Origin of the sequence: Mucilaginibacter metallidurans (genome assembly GCF_003286435.2) — a bacterium.
Classification (GTDB): Bacteria; Bacteroidota; Bacteroidia; order Sphingobacteriales; family Sphingobacteriaceae; genus Mucilaginibacter; species Mucilaginibacter gossypii.
The window spans coordinates 2,417,547-2,435,544 of the sequence record NZ_CP043449.1 but is presented as its reverse complement, the minus strand read 5'-3'; the positions used below and the strand labels follow the sequence as shown (position 1 = coordinate 2,435,544).

The 17,998-nt window shown below is 39.9% G+C and carries 21 protein-coding genes; 10 read left to right on the top strand and 11 right to left on the bottom strand.

The genetic code is table 11. The features are described from left to right. The first annotated feature begins 483 nt into the window (after positions 1-483). From DIU38_RS10555 to DIU38_RS10540, 4 genes are all read left to right on the top strand, one after another. Positions 484-1,344: a glycosyltransferase family 2 protein gene (locus DIU38_RS10555; RefSeq protein WP_112657152.1), complete on the top strand. Its 861-nt coding sequence runs from the start codon at positions 484-486 to the stop codon at positions 1,342-1,344. 178 nt (positions 1,345-1,522) lie between these two features. Next, the gene (locus DIU38_RS10550) at positions 1,523-2,611 is read left to right on the top strand and encodes a GNAT family N-acetyltransferase (protein ID WP_208057525.1); all 1,089 of its coding nucleotides are present in this window, start codon (positions 1,523-1,525) and stop codon (positions 2,609-2,611) included. A gap of 62 nt (positions 2,612-2,673) precedes the next feature. Further along, positions 2,674-3,423 (top strand): phytanoyl-CoA dioxygenase family protein, encoded by a 750-nt coding sequence (locus DIU38_RS10545; RefSeq protein ID WP_243770767.1) that lies wholly within the window; start codon positions 2,674-2,676, stop codon positions 3,421-3,423. A 107-nt stretch (positions 3,424-3,530) separates the two neighbouring features. Next, on the top strand, positions 3,531-4,325 hold the full coding sequence (locus DIU38_RS10540; RefSeq protein WP_112657150.1) for an SDR family NAD(P)-dependent oxidoreductase: 795 nt from the start codon (positions 3,531-3,533) through the stop codon (positions 4,323-4,325). A gap of 75 nt (positions 4,326-4,400) precedes the next feature. Here the strand turns inward: DIU38_RS10540 and DIU38_RS10535 are convergent, their stop codons facing one another. Continuing rightward, positions 4,401-4,598: a hypothetical protein gene (locus DIU38_RS10535; RefSeq protein ID WP_091164641.1), complete on the bottom strand. Its 198-nt coding sequence runs from the start codon at positions 4,596-4,598 to the stop codon at positions 4,401-4,403. A gap of 175 nt (positions 4,599-4,773) precedes the next feature. Between DIU38_RS10535 and DIU38_RS10530 the strand changes: the two genes are divergently transcribed. From DIU38_RS10530 to DIU38_RS10515, 4 genes are read left to right on the top strand one after another with little or no spacing between them, the layout of a single operon-like run. Then, the gene (locus tag DIU38_RS10530) at positions 4,774-5,250 is read left to right on the top strand and encodes a DUF4442 domain-containing protein (RefSeq protein WP_091164644.1); all 477 of its coding nucleotides are present in this window, start codon (positions 4,774-4,776) and stop codon (positions 5,248-5,250) included. Positions 5,251-5,259: 9 nt separating this feature from the next. After that, positions 5,260-5,715, top strand: a complete 456-nt coding sequence (locus DIU38_RS10525) for a GNAT family N-acetyltransferase (protein ID WP_149354071.1) — start codon at positions 5,260-5,262, stop codon at positions 5,713-5,715. Between the two features lie 16 nt (positions 5,716-5,731). Next, positions 5,732-6,364, top strand: a complete 633-nt coding sequence (locus DIU38_RS10520; protein WP_112652276.1) for an AlbA family DNA-binding domain-containing protein — start codon at positions 5,732-5,734, stop codon at positions 6,362-6,364. 52 nt (positions 6,365-6,416) lie between these two features. After that, positions 6,417-7,799, top strand: coding sequence for an MATE family efflux transporter (locus DIU38_RS10515; protein WP_112652277.1), 1,383 nt, complete (start codon positions 6,417-6,419; stop codon positions 7,797-7,799). On the opposite strand, the gene DIU38_RS10510 is transcribed toward DIU38_RS10515, so the two are convergent. Genes DIU38_RS10510 through DIU38_RS10485 form a run of 6 tightly spaced genes read right to left on the bottom strand, consistent with a single transcriptional unit; the run spans position 7,796 to position 12,607 of the window. After that, positions 7,796-8,698, bottom strand: coding sequence for a histone deacetylase family protein (locus tag DIU38_RS10510; RefSeq protein WP_112652278.1), 903 nt, complete (start codon positions 8,696-8,698; stop codon positions 7,796-7,798). The genes DIU38_RS10515 and DIU38_RS10510 overlap by 4 nt on opposite strands. A 5-nt stretch (positions 8,699-8,703) precedes the next feature. Further along, positions 8,704-9,558, bottom strand: a complete 855-nt coding sequence (locus DIU38_RS10505) for a bestrophin family protein (protein ID WP_112652279.1) — start codon at positions 9,556-9,558, stop codon at positions 8,704-8,706. Positions 9,559-9,572: 14 nt separating this feature from the next. Then, entirely contained in the window at positions 9,573-10,856 is a 1,284-nt protein-coding gene (gene kynU, locus DIU38_RS10500; protein WP_112652280.1) for a kynureninase, read from the bottom strand. A 25-nt stretch (positions 10,857-10,881) separates the two neighbouring features. Next, positions 10,882-11,484: a DNA-3-methyladenine glycosylase gene (locus DIU38_RS10495; RefSeq protein ID WP_112652281.1), complete on the bottom strand. Its 603-nt coding sequence runs from the start codon at positions 11,482-11,484 to the stop codon at positions 10,882-10,884. Continuing rightward, positions 11,481-12,131, bottom strand: a complete 651-nt coding sequence (locus DIU38_RS10490) for an alpha/beta hydrolase (RefSeq protein ID WP_112652282.1) — start codon at positions 12,129-12,131, stop codon at positions 11,481-11,483. The genes DIU38_RS10495 and DIU38_RS10490 overlap by 4 nt, the downstream gene beginning before the upstream one ends. Then, positions 12,131-12,607: a GAF domain-containing protein gene (locus DIU38_RS10485; protein WP_112652283.1), complete on the bottom strand. Its 477-nt coding sequence runs from the start codon at positions 12,605-12,607 to the stop codon at positions 12,131-12,133. The genes DIU38_RS10490 and DIU38_RS10485 overlap by 1 nt, the downstream gene beginning before the upstream one ends. A gap of 74 nt (positions 12,608-12,681) precedes the next feature. Between DIU38_RS10485 and DIU38_RS10480 the strand changes: the two genes are divergently transcribed. Both DIU38_RS10480 and DIU38_RS10475 read left to right on the top strand, forming a co-directional pair. Continuing rightward, entirely contained in the window at positions 12,682-13,383 is a 702-nt protein-coding gene (locus DIU38_RS10480) for a DUF3291 domain-containing protein (protein WP_112652284.1), read from the top strand. Between the two features lie 7 nt (positions 13,384-13,390). Next, positions 13,391-13,639 (top strand): hypothetical protein, encoded by a 249-nt coding sequence (locus tag DIU38_RS10475; protein WP_091164687.1) that lies wholly within the window; start codon positions 13,391-13,393, stop codon positions 13,637-13,639. 226 nt (positions 13,640-13,865) lie between these two features. Here DIU38_RS10475 and DIU38_RS10470 read toward each other — a convergent pair whose 3' ends face one another. The 4 genes from DIU38_RS10470 to DIU38_RS10455 all read right to left on the bottom strand — a co-directional run bounded on the left by DIU38_RS10470 (position 13,866) and on the right by DIU38_RS10455 (position 17,969). Next, entirely contained in the window at positions 13,866-14,579 is a 714-nt protein-coding gene (locus tag DIU38_RS10470) for a Dph6-related ATP pyrophosphatase (RefSeq protein WP_112652285.1), read from the bottom strand. A 39-nt stretch (positions 14,580-14,618) separates the two neighbouring features. Beyond that, the gene (locus tag DIU38_RS10465) at positions 14,619-15,305 is read right to left on the bottom strand and encodes an SIR2 family NAD-dependent protein deacylase (RefSeq protein ID WP_112652536.1); all 687 of its coding nucleotides are present in this window, start codon (positions 15,303-15,305) and stop codon (positions 14,619-14,621) included. An 87-nt stretch (positions 15,306-15,392) separates the two neighbouring features. Then, positions 15,393-15,965: a DUF6580 family putative transport protein gene (locus DIU38_RS10460; protein WP_112652286.1), complete on the bottom strand. Its 573-nt coding sequence runs from the start codon at positions 15,963-15,965 to the stop codon at positions 15,393-15,395. Positions 15,966-16,016: 51 nt separating this feature from the next. After that, on the bottom strand, positions 16,017-17,969 hold the full coding sequence (locus DIU38_RS10455) for a TonB-dependent receptor plug domain-containing protein (protein WP_167516138.1): 1,953 nt from the start codon (positions 17,967-17,969) through the stop codon (positions 16,017-16,019). Positions 17,970-17,998: the final 29 nt, after the last annotated feature.

Here is a 17,998-nt window from a genome sequence, read left to right as displayed (position 1 = left end):
GTCTTGAAAAGACCTTTCTTTTTAAAGTATTATTTAACATAATGTTAATTATGAGAACAATATTCATTTGCAAATTTCACATAGATACTATTGGTTTCAGCTTAAACTTTTATCGAATTGCACGGGTATACAGATAATATCTACAGGCGTTCACAGGTGTGTAAAATAATTGAAAAGTAGTTTACAATTTAAGAGTCAATAACGTAGCGCGGGCTGTTGATAAGCCTGAATTAAATATATTTGACATAGCAAATTGCTGTTATAAGCCGACTCGTAATTATTGATTTTTGATCGAACCAAAGACGAATTAAAAGTTTATTTAAACAATAAACCTTCCGATCAAATAAATAAAAAATGTGAGTCATATGGCGAAGCATTGTGCGATGGTTCAAACGTATACAAGGTTCGGTATCTCGTTAAAGCACCGGGCATGTGAAGCTCAAATTCTATTTAATACTTCTGAAAATAAATTTTTTCTTTTATATGGTAACAGGTCAGAACTTGATGGTTAGCGTTTGCTGTACAACTTACAATCACAAAGATTTTATCGGCCAGACTATCGAAAGTTTCCTGATGCAGGAAACTAATTTTAGGTACGAGATTGTTATTGGCGACGATTGCTCAACCGATGGCACAACTGAAATAGTGAGATCATACAAGGAAAAATATCCTGATAAAATCAAAATCATCTACCCGGAAAAAAACCGTGGAGCTCATTTAAATACTATTAATACCATCAAAGCATGTGAAGGAAAATACATTGCTCTTTGTGACGGCGATGACTATTGGACAAGTCCTCAAAAGTTGCAAAAGCAAGTCAATTTCCTGGAAAATAACCCGGAATACATTATTTGCTGCCACTACACAAGAGTGATCGATATCAACAATAACACCCTGAATATCGAGCCAAATCCTGTACCGCTTGATTATACTTATCAAGATTTATTAGTTGGCCGGCAGGCAGAAACTAAAACCGCTACTGTTGTTTATCATAACATTCCAGAAGTGCATGAATTGTTTAAGGAGCCATGGTATACGAGTTGCTATGCAGCCGATAAATTCTTTAAAATCTTTGCCACATTCAACACCGGGCGCAAGATATATGTAATGCCTGAGGTTATGAGCTGCTATCGCAATCATGTTGGCGGCATTTGGAGCATGATAAGAAATGATGCCCGGATGGAGATGGTTATCAGTGATTTCAATCTCATTATCAGGCGCTTTCGCTATCGTGGAATGCAAAAGAAAATGCTACTGCTGCTGTATCTTAAGAGATACATACTATTTGAATTAGGCCGGTTTCGGTTACGTAAAGCTTTCGACACAGTAAAATACCTGCTTTAAACTTTATCACAGTTTTTCCTTCCTGCTGTACTATAATCAACCTTGTGCCCTACGGAGGTACCTGGATAAGTATTTTCATTTTTTTTGAGGCAACTGCCCGTATTGTTGACTAATAAGCGCCCCATGCCCTACCCTCCGGGCATATAATCAATAATTAAATACGTAATTAAAACCACTTATGAGCTACCGAAGTTTAACTATACGCAATAGAAAGGACTGGGATGAATATATAAACCGATCATATGCGCACGAGGGATTTCATACCTGGTATTATCACTCTTTAAATAATGAAGGCGAGCCGCTTTTATTTGTTTATGAAGAAGATGAAGTTTTTATAGCATTACCTGTAATCAAGAGGAAAATTGAAGGTTCCGAATACTTCGATATGACTTGCGTGTATGGCTATTCAGGACCTTTATCCAACATATCCCTTGAAAACTTATCAACCGCAATAACTACACAATTTAAGGTTGCGTTTATAGGTTTTATGAAAGAAGAATTGGCCATTTGTATCTTTTCAAGGTTACATCCGTTCCTAAATCAGCATCATTTGTTGGAGAATATTGGCGGTATTAAAGATAACGGCACAACGCTGTACGTTGATCTTTCCATTTCTGAACAAGAACAACGAAATGGCTATGACAAAAGACTTGGTCGGCAGATAAGAAGCCTGCGAAAAATGGGCTTTGTTATTAAAGAAGCGGATACAATTCAGGAAATTGAACATTTTGCGGAAATGTATTATAAAAACATGGATAGGCTGCATGCCTCATCTAATTATTATTTTGATGTTCAGCATTTTATCAATCTTCTTAACGAGGAGTACATGAAAAATAAACTGATCTTAATTTACGATGGCCTAAACCTGATGTGCGGAGCGCTCATTTTATTATCAGATAACATAGTGAGAAACCACCTTTCTGCTACTTCTCCCGATTATCTGAATATTTCTCCGAGTAAACTATTAACAGACGAGATAAGTATGATTGGAAGAAGATTAGGAAAAAGGATCTTTCACCTTGGAGGCGGCGTAGGCGGAAAAGAAGATTCACTTTTTAATTTCAAAAAGCTTTTCTCAAACTTACAGGTAAAAGACCGGATCTGGTGCTATATCAATGATGAGCCTGCATATAACGAGCTTGTTTTAAAATCGGGCGTGGATCCCAATCCTGAAATTAAATTCTTTCCATTATATCGTCATCCTAACAGAAAAGCACAGTCAACTACCTCTGAACCAGAAACCACCACAATTGAAAACCTTAATTAATTACAGAAATGAAAAATAAGTTTAACTATTCCGATGCTGACCTTGCCGTATTCGACCGTGTAATGGATGAATATGGATGGATTATATATGAAAATGCTCTGGACAATGAATTCATTGACGAAATAACAGATTCATTGATACCTGCATACGATATCAGGCGTAAAATTCAAATTGCAAATGGCATAGGCGATAACATGAATGGAACGTTACACCACCTTGTTGAACGGGAAAGATTTTCACTAAAGTTTCTTGAACGAAAATATTGTGCAGATCAGATAATGCATTTCTTAAAAGGAAATTACATTATAAATTCGCTGGGCGCGGTCATCAATTTAAAAGATGAAAAACCATATGTTCAAAACATCCATCGGGATATAAGAAGTTTTACCGGCGATTTTAAAGTAATGATTCAAATGATGATAATATTAGATGATTTTACTCTTGAAAACGGATCAACTTATTTTCTGTCAGGCTCGCATAAAAGCGATGAAAAGCCGGAAAGTGATTTTTTTTACAAAAATGCAGATCGCGCCAATACAAAAAGAGGCAGCATTATCTTGTTTGACTCCAATTTGTGGCATGCGGCTGGTAAAAATTATACTGATGCAACAAGGCGGACATTAACCATGGCTTTTACTAAGCCCTTTTTTAAACAACAGCTTGATTATCCAAGATTTTTGGGATATGAATTTGGCGAAGGATTAAGTGATGACCTGAGGCAAGTTTTGGGTTATAAATCCCGGGTGCCGGAAAACTTAAACGAATATTATCAGCCTGTTGAAAAAAGAATGTACCAGCCCGGTCAGGGTTAAATTCAAAATTTGCCATCTATTGTCAATGCTGTTTAATCTTTGATTTTAAAATCTGCCTTAAACTAACAACAATGCTACACTTGTATTATTAAGCAAAAACTAAAATCATGGATCTTAAACTTAATGACAAAATCGCGCTGGTAACCGGATCAACAGCCGGAATTGGCTATGCTATTGCAAAATCATTAGCCAACGAGGGCGCCACGGTATATGTAAATGGCCGAAGCCAAACCAAGGTTGACGAAGTTGTAAAAAAGCTGATTGCCGAAACCGGTAACAATAAAATTAAAGGCATTGCTGCTGATTTTTCAAATATTGCGCAAGTTGAAACACTGACAGCACAATTGCCGGAAGTTGATATTTTGGTGAACAACGTGGGTATTTTTGAACCTAAACCATTTACCGAAATTACCGATGCCGACTGGCTGAAGTTTTTTGAGGTCAATGTACTAAGCGGGGTACGGTTGTCGAGAGCCTATTTTGATAAAATGATCAGTAAAAATTGGGGCCGTATTATTTTTATCTCCAGCGAATCGGCATATCAGATCCCCGAAGAAATGATCCATTATGGCACAACCAAAACGGCTCAAATTGCGGTTGCACGTGGCTTGGCCGAACTTACTAAAAGCACAGGTGTTACTGTAAATACTGTTTTGCCCGGGCCGACTTTATCTGAAGGCGTGGGCGATTTCATTGAGGCTTTAGCAAAAGATCAGGGTTTGAGTAATACTGAGGTAGAAAAAGAATTTTTCACTAACGTGCGTGGCACGTCATTAATAAAACGCTTTATTACTACAGAGGAAATTGCAAACATGGTTACCTATATTGCAAGCCCCCTATCGGCAGCAACTAATGGCGCAACTTTACGTGCTGATGGCGGGGTTATAAAAACCGCATTCTAAAATTTAAACGAAAACACATAAAAAATCCCGGCCAGGCGTAATACCTGGCCGGGATTTTTTATGTGTTTTAAATTTCTAATGTTTTGTAGTGTCTTTTTTGCTTGTGTCGGTCTTAGCTGTGTCAGTAGCCGCCGGTGCAGGTGCACTTTGACTTGTTGAATCCATTTTTGTACTGTCAGAGCCATCGCCTGCTTTTTTTTCCGAGCTACAGCTGGTTGCAATAGCGCCGATCATTGCCGCGACAAGTGCGAAACTTAAAAATTGCTTTTTCATAGTTATTTGCTTTTGATTAAATGATCAATTTATGATGAACCATACTATTAACGAAGCTTTAACCGTATTGTTTACCGGTAATTCTGGATTTTATTATCTTTTTATTTTTAAACATACGCCTGTTTGATTCACATTTGCCACCTATTGTTTAATTTTTTTCTGATCTTTAAGCGCTATGGTAGTATCCGAAGGATTATTAAAGTGGGTAATGCGCTTCTACCCTCCTCTCCTTTTCCAGCGTATCTGGGTAGTTAAATTCAGCAAAGGCTATCGCGGTGTTAAGGTAAAAGTCAGGAAGAGTTTTCTCAATAAAAACTACAATAACTCAATTTTTGGCGGTACGCTTTTCTCGGCCGCAGATCCCTTTTACCCTATCCTGTTTTATCAAATATTTAGCCATAAAGGTTATAAACTTACTGTTTGGTCGAAATCGGCAACGGTAAAATACGCAAGGCCGGCAGCAACAAATTTATTTTTTGATATCGAGCTATCAGACAGTGATATAGCCGAAGCAGAGCATGTTTTAAATACAGCTGGGAAATTTATTCGCTCGTTCCCTATTGACATTTACAATAAAGATGGCGAAATATGCGTATCTCTCATGATTGAGGTGTATGTTCGAAACTTAAACTTTACTGATACTACAATATAACTTATACTGATGACTGTAATTATGAATGACGAAGCGTTTAAAAAAAAAGGCTTCATGATCTCAACTGATAAAAACCTGCTTAACGTTGATGTTATTTATGATTATCTGAATAATGAATCATACTGGGCAAAAGGCATCCCGCGACAAAAAATGGCAAAAGCCATCGAAAACTCCATGTGTTTTGGTATTTATCTAAACCATGAACAGGCGGGCTTTGCACGTGTTGTTACCGATAATGCTACGTTTGCTTATATCTGCGATGTATTTGTCCTGCCTGCTTATCGTGGTAAAAGCCTTTCTAAATGGTTAATACAAACAATTGTTAAACATCCGGATTTGAAAGGTTTAAGAAGATGGTCGTTAGCTACATTGGATGCGCATAACTTGTATAATCAATTTGGTTTTTCGCCACTCTCCCGCCCGGAAAACTGGATGGAAATTTTTACACCATATATTAAGCCCTAATAATAATCAAAAGGCTATGAACAAAACAAACGTTAAGAAGCTGATTTTTGAAGGTGAAGGGGTTACTGTCGATTTTAAAAAAACGATAACCAGTTGTGAAAAAATAGCCCGGACAATGGTATCATTTGCTAACAACAAAGGTGGTAAATTACTTATTGGGGTTACTGATGACGGCACAATAAAGGGTGTGAAATCAGACGACGAAGAAAGGTACATGATAACAAAGGCAGCTCATTTTTTTTCAAGGCCGGCGCTTGAACCTGTTTTTGAAGAGGTATATTTTGATGATAAATTGGTACTCGTTGTAGGGATACCCCCAAGCGAGCTAAAGCCTCATTATGCCCTGGCCGAAGATGGTAAATGGTGGGCTTACGTACGCGTTAAAGATAAAAGCGTATTAGCCAGTAAAATTGTGCTGGAAGTTTTAAAACGTTCGTCAAATAATCAGGGTGTTTTAATTGAGTATTCTGAAAACGAGAGTACCTTACTTGGCCATTTGGAAAAAGCTGGCCGCATTACCATAAAAGAATGCAGCGAGCTGCTTAAAGTTGGGCGCCGTCGTGCTCAAAATGTACTTGTTGACCTGATATTATCAGGCCTGATCAAGATCAACACAACCGAAAAGGAAGAATATTATACAGCCTGCTGACTTTTCTGTGTGCCCGAATGGTTACTTTTGCGCTCCTGTTGTAACAGTAATTATGAGAGCCGTTTACCAAAAATACAAACCTTATTATCTTGAAAGCCTTAAATTGGCTATCCCGGTAATTATATCAAACGTAGGGCATACGCTCGTTCAAATGTCTGATACTATTATTGTGGGGCATTTTGCGGGCACTGTTTCTTTGGCTGCGGTATCAACAGTAAATAGCCTCTTTATGGTTCCGCTGGTGATTGGAATGGGGATCTCCTATGGTTTAACACCACTTATCGCCCAAAATAATGGCCGCAAAAATCACAAAGAATGCGGTCTGTTATTATCCAATAGTTTATTCCTGAATATACTGAGCGGAATCATCCTGTTTTCCGGAATCTACTTTGGCACCATGTTGCTTATCGGCCACCTTTACCAGTCGCCCGAGGTTGTGAAAGAGGCTAAGCCATATTTATTTTTGCTTAGCTTGTCCCTAATCCCCTTGCTCATTTTTAACACGTTTAAGCAATTTGCAGAAGGTTTGGGTTTTACTAAACAGGCCATGATGATATCGATATGGGGTAACCTTATTAATATTTTGTTCGGGATAATTTTTGTTAAGGGCCTGTTTGGCATCCAACCAATGGGTATCAGAGGTGTTGGCTACAGTACACTGATTGATCGTTGCTTAATGGCAACTGTTATGGGTATCTATGTTTTCCGTTCAAAAAATTTTAAAACTTATTTAACAGATTTTGCCATTAAGCATATCGATAGGCTTCGAGGTATCCAGATCATGAAAATCGGTGCGCCTGTGGCAATGCAGTACACATTTGAAATCAGCGCCTTTGGCGGCGCTGCATTATTGGTTGGTACCATCGGCGTAGTTGCGCAGGCCGCACACCAGGTTACTATAACTATGGCATCCATGACTTATATGATGGCAAGCGGCATCGGTGCGGCTGCAGCAATTAAATCGGGCAATTATTTTGGTGTAAGTGATCATCGTAATTTAAGGCTTGCGGCTATATCCAATTATCACATTGTATTGCTATTTATGACGTTTACGGCAGTAGTATTTGCTTTAGGCAGGCATCTTTTACCATGGATTATTACCTCGGATAAAGAAGTAATAACCATTGCATCACAGCTACTTATAATTGCAGCATTTTTCCAGCTGTTTGATGGTGCGCAGGTTGTTGGGCTTGGTGTACTAAGGGGTATGGGCGATGTAAATATCCCAACTGTTATTACTTTTCTGGCGTATTGGATAATTGGTTTGCCTGTTGGTTACCTGCTTGGTATTAAATTAAACCTTGGGGTTTATGGGGTTTGGTATGGCCTTGTGCTGGGCCTTGGAACCGCATCGGTACTTTTATTTGTACGGTTTAACCTGTTGAGCAAAAGCCGCAAGCAAAAGCCGGTAATACCAGTAATAGCAAAGGATTAAAAATAGAGGTCGATAGCCGCCTTGAACGTATTACAGTGCGCTTCCACAATATCTTTAATTTGTGGTGAATACCCTCCTCCCATACTTACCTGCACGGGGACATCGTGTTTGATGCATTGTTCAAAAACAAACTGATCACGGGCTTTACATGCGTCTTTACTTAATACAAGCTTACCCAGCTTATCAGTAGCCAAAATATCAACACCCGAAAGGTAAAAGATAAAGTCGGGCTTATGTTGCTCAATCAATCGCGGCAGCGTTGTCTTAAGTATGTCGAGAAACTCGCCATCACTTACGCCATCTTTTAAAGGGATATCCAGATCAGATTGCTCCTTTCTGTAAGGGAAATTGTTAGCCCCATGCATTGAGAAAGTAAATACCCTGGACTCATTTTCAAAGATCTCAGCTGTGCCGTTGCCTTGATGCACATCTAAATCAATTATTAAGATAGATTTGGATAATTTATTGTCTAATAAATAATTAGCTGCAATGGCTTGGTCATTTAACAGGCAGAAACCTTCACCCCAGTTACTGCCTGCGTGATGTGTACCGCCTGCAACATTGAACGCGACACCATCGTCAAAAGCGTACCGGCAGCCATCAATTGTGCCTTTTGCTATCCTGATCTCCCGTTCAACCAATTGCGCCGATAAAGGAAAACCCGTGCGGCGTTGTTCCTTCGGTGAAAGCGTGAGGTCTCGAAGCCGGTGCCAGTAATTTTCATCATGGGTACGGGTAATGATATTTTCTTCCAGCAGCCCCGGCGAAAACAGATTATTCCTGCCTATCACGCCTTCATATAATAACTGGCCCGGGATCAGTTCATACTTCAGCATAGGAAAGCGGTGCCCTTCGGGCAGCGGATGGGAATATATCGGATCGTAAGCTATTTTGAGCATACCTTCTATCCTATCAACTCTCCAACATGTTTTTGAATGTTGTCGCAAATGCTATCCAACGGTAAATCATTAGCATCCCGACCAAAAGGATCCTCAATTTCTTCAGCTAATAACTCAATACTCGCAAAAACAAAAAGTACAAAGCAGATTATCGGGATAATAAAATATTTGAGGTCAAAGGCCCAGGTAAACGGCAGGGTCATGATGTACGTAAAGATAAATTTCTTGATAAAAACATTGTACGAAAACGGAATAGGCGTTTTCTTAATTCGTTCACATGCGCCGCAAATATCTGTAAAAGAAGTAATTTCAGCGGTTATGCTAAACAATTGCTCCGGGTTGATAGCACCTTCTTTATTTAACCTGTAAATGTTTTTAATTATTTCAGAAGCTACCTGGTTGGGTACATGTTTTTGTGCATCAACATCAATAAACGACTGCTCCTCCGGAATATATTCATCCCGTAAATGATCTCTCAGGGCTCTTGCATAACGGGGAATAGCGTAATTAAAAAAAGCCAGTTCATTTTCGCCAATCAGATGTTTTAATTTGATGGCAAGGTTGCGGCTATTGTTAACCAGGCTTCCCCAAATCTTACGCCCTTCCCACCAGCGGTCATAAGCAGAGTTGATACGAAATGCGAGCAATAAGGAGAATACGAAACCTATTGTTTGATGTATAAAGATTACCTTCTTAAGTATGCTTGTATCGGGTAGCTGCCAAAAATCAATCAGGAAATAAGTAACAACACCTGCATATGCACCTACGGCAAGCATAAGTGGAAATAACTCGCGCAGCGTTTCGGCCTTGTTTATTTTAAAAATGAATGAAAACCATTCTTTGGGATTGTAATAAACCATATAAGTCTGAAAATTTAAACACCTTTTAGTGCATCAGCCATCAACCTGGCTGTTTGGTAAACATCCTCAAATGTATTGTAAAGCGGAACAGGGCTCAGGCGGATCACATCCGGTTCGCGCCAATCGCCTATCACGCCATTTTGCGCAAGGTAGTTGAAAATAACTTTGGCATTTCGTTTACAAACCACCGAAAGCTGGCAGCCGCGGGCAACTGGATCGGCGGGTGTGATGATCCTATAAATCTCTTCACCCTGTTGTTTATTAATGCCCTGAATTAAAAACTCCAAATATCCCGTTAAATGAATGCTTTTTTGACGAAGGGTACCTAATCCGCCCGCATCATCAAAAATAGCCATAGAAGCTTTAAATAAAGCGAGGAGCGGAATTGGACTGGTGCTTACCTGCCAGCCGGCTGCCCCAACTTCCGGATCAAAGCCCGGAGCCATCAAAAACTGCTTATCACGACGATATCCCCACCAACCCGCAAATCTGTTCAATTCCTTATCGGTAAAATGGCGTTCATGCACAAAAATGCCGCTAATACCGCCCGGACCTGAATTCATGTACTTGTACGAACACCAGCAAGCGAAATCAGCGCCCCAGTCGTGCAATTGCAATGGTACATTTCCTGCAGCATGGGCCAGATCAAAACCGGCATAGGCACCTGCGGCATGGGCTGCATCAGTTATTGCTTTAAGATCAAAGAACTGCCCTGTGTAATAATTTATCCCACCAAATAGCACCAAAGCAAGCTCATCTTTATTTTTATCGATAGTTTTGAGAATATCTTCGGTACGTAAAATAACCTCTCCTTCACGTGGAAAAATCTCGATTATAGCTTCCTTAGGATCAAGTGCATGGAACTTAACCTGGCTTTCTATAGCATACTGATCTGAAGGGAAGGCCCCTCCTTCCATTATTATCTTAAATCGTTTACTATTTGGTTGATAGAAACTTACCAGCAATAAATGAAGATTTACTGTAAGTGAATTCATTACAGCAACCTCATTTTCGTTTGCACCTACTATCCTCGAAATTGAACCTATAAGTTGCTTGTGATAATCGAGCCATGGCTCATCACCCTGAAACCAACCTTCAACAGCAAGGTTTTTCCAGGTGTTTAATTGATCGGCTAAATATTGTTGCGCGGAAACCGGTTGCAAGCCAAGCGAGTTACCGCAAAGGTAAAACGCGTCTTCACCATTGTGCTGCGGAATTAAAAAACGACTTCGGAAATTTTTTAATGAATCCTGCTCATCCTGCCGCCGGGCAAACGCCAGATCGTTTTGATAGTTCATTCGCCAATAATACAAAATAGGAAGCTTATTTGTTGGGCTTGCTCACGTAAATATTGCCTTTTACATAGAAACGATAAGGCAGCAAGGCATCTTCAGCAGCGTAAGCCACTCCTATTCGTGGGACGGCTTTTATTTGATTATCCGGAAAATGAAGGCCACGGTCTTCAAGCCAGATCGTATCACCTTGCAAACTAAACGCATTGATATTGCGCGAAATGCCTAACGCCTTGGCTACCGAACCGGGCCCGGCAGTTATGGTTGGCTTAAGAACCGGCATATTGCGCCGTACCTGCATTGCTTCAATCCCATCAGTAGGTTGAATTGCCCGGATAAGAATTGCCTGCGGATGCCCTTCGCTTGAGGTAACGATATTAAACATTTCATGAATACCATAACAGAGGTAAACATATGCAATACCACCCCGCATGAACATGGTTTTAGTTCGGGGGGTAAGTCGATTACCAAAAGCGTGAGAAGCTTTATCTATTGCACCGTTATAAGCCTCTGTTTCCACAATATATCCTCCTGTTATTATACCATCAATACAAGTAAATAAATACTTACCTAACAGGTCTTTACTGATATTTACAACATCGTTACCCAGGTAATAACTTTCAGGTATTTTCATTTTTTCAGGATCCCCTTCAATAATTTGTTAATCTCTTTTGCCTTGTCAAAGATCATGATATGTGTACCTCCTTTAACAATGGTGGCGTTTTTTATTCTTTTGTAATCAAACACCAAATCCATATCACCAGTGATGTGATAGAGGTTTGGCGGGATAGCTTCGTTCTTCCAGTGCAAAATGGCATACATGGCCCATTTCATAAATACTGGCGATGATCTTTTGAGCATATCGCTAAATAACCAGGCATCCTCCTGGCTCATGTGACCAAACAAAGGTTTGATCATAAACCCCATCAAATTAAATACTTTTCCCGGGACAAGTTTGTAAACAGGCAAAGCGCGAAAAAGGCTAAAATACCATGGCGCCTCATCACTGGTTTTAATACTGGAAATCAAAATAACCTTTTCGACAGGGATGAGCTTCGCCATTTTAACAGCGACAATCCCGCCTAAGGAGTTGCCGATCAGTACTGAGTTTGATTTTATATTGTATTGATAAATAAGCTTTTGAGCATAACTAACTAAAGTGTCTTTTGAATTCGGTTCTATCCAGTCTACTGTAATTACCTCATGCTCATCACTGAGGTTAATATTGTTGTATACACGCGTATCAGCACCGAGACCGGCAATAAGATAGATCCTGCTCATTAAAAATTAATAAGCTTTATTATTTGTTCAAGATATTGCGCATCGGTTTCATTAAACTGATCAAGTAATTCGCTATCCACATCCAGCACTGCTACAACTTCGTTATCTTTAAATACCGGCACTACAATTTCCGAGCGGGAAAGTGAGCTACAGGCAATATGCCCGGGAAATGCATCAACATCTGGCACAACCAAAGTTTTAGCCTGCTGCCATGCCGCTCCGCAAACGCCTTTCCCCAAGCCAATGCGGGTACATGCAACCGGACCCTGGAAAGGCCCTAAAACCAATTCGTTTTCTTTAACCAGGTAAAAACCTACCCAAAACCATTTAAACTGCTCTTTTAAGGCTGCCGCTACGTTTGCCATATTAGCAACGAGGTCAGGCTCGCCATAAAGTAACGCTTCTACTTGAGGGACAAGTGTTGCGTATTGCTCTGCTTTATCGGTCGATGTATTTATTGTTAGATCTTCTGCCATGATGTAAAAGTAAGGATGCCACGTTGAAACTAAATAAGGCAAATATCATATTTAATCTTTTATTTAGCATTTACATGATAGTTAGCCTTACTATAATCCGATACCGCAAACTGTTTGTTCCTTTTGCCCTGTTGGCTATGGCTATTCATCGCCTTCCCCTATTGATGCAAAAAGGATGCAGTTTTTACAAACTTCTTGGCTCTGGAAAAAACGGAACATTTGACCTTGAACCCGACTGGCAACAATGGGGCTTATTGGCTTGCTGGGATAGCAGGGAAAATTTTGACGCATTTTATAACAGGTCGTTCGTCCCATCCTGGTGGAAGCTGTTAGGTACTGAAAGCTGGACTATGATTTGTCAGCCCCTGCAAAGCCACGGGAGTTGGGATGGAAAAGAGCCATTCGGCAAGCCCGATGCAAGCGACATTAATGGCCCAGTCGCCGTACTCACACGCGCAACAATCAAACTTAGCAGGTTAAAGAATTTCTGGGCCAATGTAGATACCGTTGCAAACATAATGACATCCGCTCCCGGATATATAAATTCATTTGGCGTTGGTGAAGCTCCAGTATACAGACAAGCTACATTTTCTGTTTGGGAAAGCCTGGAACACGTCAAAACTTTTGCATATAAAAGCCCCGAACATGCCGAAGTAATTAAAAAGACAAGAAGCGAAGGTTGGTATAGCGAAGAGCTTTTTGCGCGGTTTAAACCAATCGCCAGCTTTGGCACCATTTACGGAAAAGATCCGCTGAACGGTTTATTGAATAAATAAAACAGACATGAGAATTATTGCAGAACTTCCCCATCCCGATTTTAAAATCTCCATCCTGAATATGAACAATAAGTTTATTGTAAAGGTAGAGCAGGGCTCCCTTGAGCAGAGTTACAAGATCCCGGAAATGGATTTAACCGAGGGGGTTAACAGTGTTTTTGAGTTGCTTGATGAAGAGTTTTTAAAAAAGATAGCCGCCCGATTTATCGACATGCGTAACGATTATAAAGACGCTTATTTTAGATACAATTATTGAAATAAAACCGTTAATATTGATGATAAACAGATTGTTATAAATAATCAATACAGCAAACAGAATTTAATTTGGCAAACCAAATGCTTTTAAGTTTCGCTTGTCGTTATCTTCACAAAATACATAAATAAAAAATTGAGTAGAATGAAATCAACATATTGATAATTAATAACTTATAATATGAAACAAAATTTTATTGCGCGTTGATTTTAACGGAATAAATGAAAGGTCAAGCCAATAGCAGGTCGCAATACCAAAAACCGGAAGGTTTGGTATCGGTAGCAGAAACGCAGGAATCATTGGCGTTTTTCGGCGCGGCGTATTCCTTAAAAATTTTTACACCTGTTTTGTATTCAATTGGGTTTTTAAATATCGGCCCTTTAAAAGTGAAGGTGTGGAACTCCCCGTTTTCGCCGCAAACGTCAACATCGTCATGCAACGCATCAATTAACTCGCGGCTGATCTCTTTACCAACAATGCGTTCCAAACGTTGCTGGGTACAGGCTATCACAGTTCCGAAACCGAGGTTCAAAAATTCATTTATCAATTCGGATGTATCCCTTTTCCATAATGGGTAAATACCTCTGAGCCCAACCTCGCTTAACCGTGCATCGCGGTAATCTTTTAGGTCCTGCAAAAATATATCTCCAAAAACGGAATGGGTTACACCTTCATTTTTAAACCGGTTTAAATGGTATCGCATTACATCGTCATATTCCTGCATGCCCGGCATTTCGGGCAGGCGGATTTGATATAATGGAATGCCGATAGCTTCTGCTTGTTTAGTCAGTAATTCCGTCCTTACACCATGCATGGAAATCCTGTCGGCCGCGTCATTGATCGTAGTTACAAGATAGGCGATTTCAAGATCCGGATTTTGCAGGCAATGATATAAAGCGAGGGCGCTGTCTTTACCGCCGCTCCAATTGAAGATACACTTCATATTTAATTATTGAATTAGAGAATTAATGAATTATTGATTTTAATCTTTCAGCAATTCATTTACCAGGGCCGGCACACCAACTGTAGCTTTTTCCTGGATTTTAATTACAGGCCCTTTAACATTTACCGAAGGGATATTGGGATCGATAATATATTTTGGCGCCTCACGGTCAACATAACCGATAAGCCCTGCGGCCGGGTAAACAGCAAGAGATGAACCTATAAGCATAAATATATCAGCCCCTACGCATATCGCGGCTGCGTGTTCTATCATTGGCACAGGCTCGCCAAACCACACTACATGTGCACGCAATTGTGAACCTAATTCACAAAGCTCGCCCATTTTAATTTCCCAGCCGTCAATAGGGTAAGTAAGCTCGGATTTTACGCTTGATTGCGAACGGGTAATAATACCGTGCAAATGCACCACATTAGTTGATCCAGCCCTTTCATGCAGGTCATCTATATTTTGAGTAATGATGGTTACCTTATACTTTTCTTCGAGCGCAGCAAGTGCATAGTGGGCCGCATTAGGTTTTGCTTCCAATACAGATTTACGGCGCTCGTTATAAAATTGCTGTACCATAACCGGGTTATGCTCCCAGGCTTCGGGGGTGGCTACATCTTCAATATTGTACCCTTCCCAAAGCCCATCGCTGTCCCTGAAGGTTTTTAAACCACTTTCGGCGCTGATACCCGCGCCTGTTAATACTACTAAGTTTTTCATTTCGATATAAACAGATGATAATTGGTTAGGCCACAAAAAAAGCGGATCGCCTTTCAACAATCCGCTTTAAATTTAAATGCTTTTATATTATAAAGCCAATTGCTTTTTGTCCCGAAGAAAAGTGTACTTATTCTTAGCCAGTTCAAAACCACCAAAAAGTATTGCACTAAATACTAATGTACCCAATGCCATATTTTTCTCAAACGGAATAGCCTTAATCAATGATTCACCGTAGCCAGCTAAGGTATGCGGATAAAGCGTGCCGTATAACCATGGCAAATCAGTAATTAACCAATGAATTAAAACTGCTGCAATTGAGCCTAAAAGCACGTTAATAACATTCACCCTTTCAAGCAAAGTACCAACAAGTACCATGAATGCAAAGCATAGGTAAACCCAGACTGCTCCACCATACCATAAAGTTAACTTTCCAGTATACAGGTAATTGATTATGATATCGGTTGAAAACAGCGTAAGCAACACTGTTGCATAACCTTTCCACTTTGAGGTAAAATAAGCACCGCCAAATAATGCAATAGCACCTACCGGATTGAAATTACTCAATTCTTTATACTTAAATGCTAAAAGCCTGAATGTGGCTGCAACCAGGATCATCAGGATCAGGAACAGGTTGCGGTTGGTGTTATCTTTTGCGGTCATGATTTTATATATGGCGTAAAATTACTTAATAATCCGAACAATAAGCAAGCGCTATTTAAATTGATACCTGGCACCAAGCATGAAGTTGATACCGCGGGTGTTATATCCTAACCAGTCTACGTATTTAGTATCTAAAACGTTGTTGAGGTCGCCAAAAACATTTAAGCTTTTGGTTGCTTTGTATCCCAGGTGCAAATCTACCAGGTTATAGTGCTTCAATGTAATCACACTTGAAGGATAGGTTGAAAAATCCTGATCGGTACGGTTGCCTGTATATTTGTAGTTAACGCCAACCTGAAAATCGTTTAAAACATCGTAACTGATGTTGGCACCCAAAGTACTCTTAGGCCTGCGGTAAAGATTGCTGGTTTGTGCACCGGCTTCGTCGGTTAGCTTGCCTGTTACATAAGCGTAATATGCGGATGCGTGAATTTTATTGTTGCTATATTTTAACTCGGTCTCAAAGCCTTTATCTTTTTGCTCTTGTCCGTTTTTATAAAAAGAAGCGTACGGCGGCTGCGATTCAGAGAAAAAGTAAATTACATCTTTGGTATTACGCTTGAAAAACTGCGTATTGAATGACAATGTATTTTTAATAATTTCCCAGTCAAAGCCTGCTTCGTATGATGTGGTGATCTCAGGATTTAATTTAGGATTGCCATACTGAGAAAACAACTGATATAACGAAGGTGATTTGAACGCCGAAGCTATTGTACCAAAAATCTTAAACTGATCGGCAAGGTATAACGATGGGTTGATGGTGTAGGTAAACTTGTCGCCATATTTACTATGATTATTGTATCTGCCGCCTAACTCCATATGAAAGATATCGTATTTGAAAAACAACGAAGTATAAGCGCTGAATATATTATTAGTAGCATCACCGGCTTTGATAATACTTGCGGGTGCCTGGTAAGCTGTTGACTCATACAGACTATACTGGCTTGTATTGCTGTATTTAAAACCTGCACCGCTGGTAATGTCCAAATACTTATTCAGTTCATAATTAAACACAGCTTCAGCATTGGTTATACGTCCTGTATTTTTTGTAACTTGGTGGGTTCCGCCATTGTCAGACGGAAGGTTGGTGAAATCATTTTGAACCGTATTTTGCGACAGGTTCACGTTGAGGTTACCTTTTGGCAAAATTAATTTTGCACCTACGCCACCAAATAAAAATGTATTTTTATAAGTGTAATCGTTATCATTAGTAAAAGCACCATAAGGCAGGTCGCCAGTGTTGTGGCTTACCTGCAGGTTTCCATTAAGAATAAATTTAGATGAGACATTTTGGCTCAGGTTCACACTGGCCGAACGTTGGTGAAAACCATCTTTCTTAAAATCGCCTTTGCCAGTGGTATCTGTAGCCGCGGCAAAGCCTTTTGAATCGGTATTTGATAGGTTAATGGCTATGCCTGTATTTTTCACCTGTCCAATTAATGAGGCCGACTCTTTAAACGCATTATAGCTGCCGCCTGTTAACTGCAAACCACCGGTCAATCCCTGTTGTTTAGCTTTTTTTGTGATGATATTAATAACGCCTGCTACAGCATCAGAACCATAAAGCGTTGAACCACTTCCTTTCAAAATCTCGATATGATCTATCAAATCCACCGAAAGGGCGTTAAGATCATAGCTGCCATCAATGCCTGAAGCGTTGTTTACCGGGAAACCATCAACCAGGATAAGGGTATTGCCAGATGAAGCTCCGCGCAGGAAAACCGATGTGCTGATACCGGGGGCATTATTTGCACCTGAAAAAGTTATACCGGCAACCGTATTTAATAATTGAGGTAATGATTTACCCTGCGATTTATTGATCTCATCGGCAGAAATGATGGTAACAACGCGGCCGATGTCTGACAGTTTTTTAGGCGACCGGCTTGCAGTTACTACTACCGTATTGAGTGTGCGTGTGGTATCCTGTGCATATGCTGCTGAGGTAGATAAACCAACAGCTAACAAACCGAATCCCAAAGTAATTTTAGCGTACTTTTTTTCCATGTATGATTGATATGTATAAAATAATAATG

Coding starts and splice junctions, on each gene's coding strand:
- DIU38_RS10555 (WP_112657152.1), top strand. CDS start 484: ATGGTAACAGGTCAGAACTTGATGGTTAGCGTTTGCTGTACAACTTAC.
- DIU38_RS10550 (WP_208057525.1), top strand. CDS start 1,523: ATGAGCTACCGAAGTTTAACTATACGCAATAGAAAGGACTGGGATGAA.
- DIU38_RS10545 (WP_243770767.1), top strand. CDS start 2,674: ATGGATGAATATGGATGGATTATATATGAAAATGCTCTGGACAATGAA.
- DIU38_RS10540 (WP_112657150.1), top strand. CDS start 3,531: ATGGATCTTAAACTTAATGACAAAATCGCGCTGGTAACCGGATCAACA.
- DIU38_RS10535 (WP_091164641.1), bottom strand. CDS start 4,598: ATGAAAAAGCAATTTTTAAGTTTCGCACTTGTCGCGGCAATGATCGGC.
- DIU38_RS10530 (WP_091164644.1), top strand. CDS start 4,774: ATGGTAGTATCCGAAGGATTATTAAAGTGGGTAATGCGCTTCTACCCT.
- DIU38_RS10525 (WP_149354071.1), top strand. CDS start 5,260: ATGACTGTAATTATGAATGACGAAGCGTTTAAAAAAAAAGGCTTCATG.
- DIU38_RS10520 (WP_112652276.1), top strand. CDS start 5,732: ATGAACAAAACAAACGTTAAGAAGCTGATTTTTGAAGGTGAAGGGGTT.
- DIU38_RS10515 (WP_112652277.1), top strand. CDS start 6,417: ATGAGAGCCGTTTACCAAAAATACAAACCTTATTATCTTGAAAGCCTT.
- DIU38_RS10510 (WP_112652278.1), bottom strand. CDS start 8,698: ATGCTCAAAATAGCTTACGATCCGATATATTCCCATCCGCTGCCCGAA.
- DIU38_RS10505 (WP_112652279.1), bottom strand. CDS start 9,558: ATGGTTTATTACAATCCCAAAGAATGGTTTTCATTCATTTTTAAAATA.
- kynU (WP_112652280.1), bottom strand. CDS start 10,856: ATGAACTATCAAAACGATCTGGCGTTTGCCCGGCGGCAGGATGAGCAG.
- DIU38_RS10495 (WP_112652281.1), bottom strand. CDS start 11,484: ATGAAAATACCTGAAAGTTATTACCTGGGTAACGATGTTGTAAATATC.
- DIU38_RS10490 (WP_112652282.1), bottom strand. CDS start 12,131: ATGAGCAGGATCTATCTTATTGCCGGTCTCGGTGCTGATACGCGTGTA.
- DIU38_RS10485 (WP_112652283.1), bottom strand. CDS start 12,607: ATGGCAGAAGATCTAACAATAAATACATCGACCGATAAAGCAGAGCAA.
- DIU38_RS10480 (WP_112652284.1), top strand. CDS start 12,682: ATGATAGTTAGCCTTACTATAATCCGATACCGCAAACTGTTTGTTCCT.
- DIU38_RS10475 (WP_091164687.1), top strand. CDS start 13,391: ATGAGAATTATTGCAGAACTTCCCCATCCCGATTTTAAAATCTCCATC.
- DIU38_RS10470 (WP_112652285.1), bottom strand. CDS start 14,579: ATGAAGTGTATCTTCAATTGGAGCGGCGGTAAAGACAGCGCCCTCGCT.
- DIU38_RS10465 (WP_112652536.1), bottom strand. CDS start 15,305: ATGAAAAACTTAGTAGTATTAACAGGCGCGGGTATCAGCGCCGAAAGT.
- DIU38_RS10460 (WP_112652286.1), bottom strand. CDS start 15,965: ATGACCGCAAAAGATAACACCAACCGCAACCTGTTCCTGATCCTGATG.
- DIU38_RS10455 (WP_167516138.1), bottom strand. CDS start 17,969: ATGGAAAAAAAGTACGCTAAAATTACTTTGGGATTCGGTTTGTTAGCT.